This is a genomic window from Acinetobacter sp. Ver3, assembly GCF_000632455.1.
GTDB lineage: Bacteria > Pseudomonadota > Gammaproteobacteria > Pseudomonadales > Moraxellaceae > Acinetobacter.
In genome coordinates, this window is sequence record NZ_JFYL01000135.1 from 1 (window position 1) to 2,374 (window position 2,374).

1 protein-coding gene and 1 pseudogene are annotated in these 2,374 nt (G+C 44.4%); one reads left to right on the top strand and one right to left on the bottom strand.

Annotated elements, in window-relative coordinates:
* Nucleotides 1-33 precede the first annotated feature (33 nt).
* Nucleotides 34-642: a recombinase family protein gene (locus CL42_RS15850; RefSeq protein WP_004726718.1), complete on the bottom strand. Its 609-nt coding sequence runs from the start codon at nt 640-642 to the stop codon at nt 34-36.
* Between the two features lie 94 nt (nt 643-736).
* Here CL42_RS15850 and CL42_RS15855 point away from each other — a divergent pair.
* Nucleotides 737-2,374 (top strand): annotated as a pseudogene (locus CL42_RS15855) (Tn3-like element ISAcsp1 family transposase); the annotation flags it as partial.

Consider the following 2,374-nt stretch of genomic DNA (forward strand, 5'->3'; position numbering starts at 1 on the left):
GGGGTCGTCTCAGGAAACGGAAAATATAGCACGCTAAGGATTTTCACTCCGACTTCTTTTAACGATATCCAACACGGTATTTTTGCTTAGATTGACCAGCCGACCGACTTGTCGATAAGAGTGTCCAGCAGACACCAACTCCAACACTTTAGGTGCCAGACGATCTGACTTGGTACGTTGACCAGGACGACGACCAAACACAACGCCCCGCGCTTGTGCCGCTGCTACACCAGAGCGCACACGTTCACGTAGTAAATCTCCCTCAAACTCTGCTAATGCAGACATCACAGAAGCCATGAGCTTTCCCTGAGATGTGGAAAGGTCAAACTGCAAACCTGTTTGTGCCACCAGAGATACCCCGAAATGCCCAAGATCTTGTAATGACTGTACGAGATCCACGGTGCTTCTGCCCCAGCGTGTCAATTCCGTCACCAAGATGGCATCGATTTCACGAGATTGCGCCATGGTCATCAAGTATTTTCTTTGCAATCTCTCATCCTTACTGCCTGATGCAGTTTCTTTCCAAACACCGACAACATCGTAGCCGCAACGATTGGCGTAGGCACGTAGGTCATATTCCTGTCGTTCGCAGGACTGATCGTTCGTTGATACTCGGCAATAAATGGCCGCATTCTGTCCCAATTGAACCTCCTTGCGAAATTGCAGCGCAAAGCTAAGCGTGGCGGTACAAAATAATGTACCTTTAATAGTTTAGTTTATTTGGGACTAATGAGCCATGCCGCGCCATTCTATTTTGTCGTCCACGGAATTGGGAAGCCTGTTCGAAATTCCAGATGATAGAGCTTTTATGCTTCAGCATTACACTCTGAGTGATTCTGATAAATCCATAGTCCATCAACATCGAGGGGCATCCAACAAGCTAGGCTTTGCAATTCAACTTTGCTACATGCGTTACCCTGGAGTGATATTGGGTATTAACGACGAACCATTCAAACCCTTACTTTTCATGATGGCTGCTCAACTTAGTATATCAGTGGACTGCTGGAATGATTATGGTCAGCGCGAGCAAACAAGACGAGAACATATTGCCGAATTGAAAAAAGTTTTTGGGTTCAAACTATTCACCTTGAGTGACTATCGGCAATCGGTCAATATGATGGTGGATTTGTCCCTTCAGACAGATAAAGGTCTTATTTTAGCCACAACTCTCGTTGAAAATTTACGACAAAAATCAGTCCTTTTGCCAGCTATAAATGCAATTGATAGTATTTGCGCAGAAGCAATCACATCTGCCAACCGCATAATTTATACTGCTTTGACGAGCTCACTTTCAGAAACTCATCGTCAAAATATAGATGCTTTGCTGAACCGTAAAGAGGGCAGCAAACTGACAATATTGGGGTGGCTTAGACAGTCACCAGCTAAACCAAACTCAAAGTACATGCTTGAGCACATTGAGCGGCTGAAGTGCTTACAAGCCATCGATCTACCTGAAGACATTGGAAAACACGTTCATCAAAATCGCTTACTGAAAATTGCTCGCGAAGGTGGGCAAATGACTCCTGCTGATTTGGCCAGATTTGAATCTCAACGTCGATATGCCACTTTGGTAGCAATCGTTGTGGAGAGTATGGCCACGATCACCGACGAAATTATTGACCTGCATGATCGCATTATTGGAAAGCTATTTGCTATCGCAAAAAATAAACACCAGCAACAATTTCAATCATCAGGTAAAGCGATCAACGACAAAGTGCGTTTGTATGGGCTTATCGGGAAAGCCTTGCTAGATGCCAAGCAAAATGGCAGTGATCCGTTTGCCGCCATCGAAACTGTTATTTCATGGGATGCTTTTGCAGCAAGTATTACTGAGGCAGAAAAACTGGCGCAACCCGAAGACTTTGATTTTTTACCACGAATTGGCGAGAGCTATGCAACTTTACGCCGTTACGCGCCAGAACTTCTTGCCATACTTAAATTGCGTGCTGCCCCAGCAGCAAAAGATATGCTTGCCGCTGTAGAGTTGCTCCGCAGCATGAATGTTGATAATACACGAAAAATCCCCTCTAATGCTCCAATAGCGTTTATCAAAAAACGGTGGGCAAGACTAGTCTTTACCGATGATGGTATTGATCGCCGCTATTACGAAATATGTGTGTTATCTGAACTTAAAAACTCGCTACGGGCTGGGGATCTCTGGGTACAAGGCTCTCGCCAATTCAAAGACTTCGATGAGTATTTAGTGACTGCTGATAAATTTAATCAGCTAAAACAGTCCAATGAGTTACCTCTAACCATTACTACTGATTGTGATCTATATTTGCAAAGTCGCCTTTCACTATTGGAGCAGAAATTAGCAATCATTAATCGCATGGCAGCGACCAACGATTTGCCTGATGCGATGATCAATCAA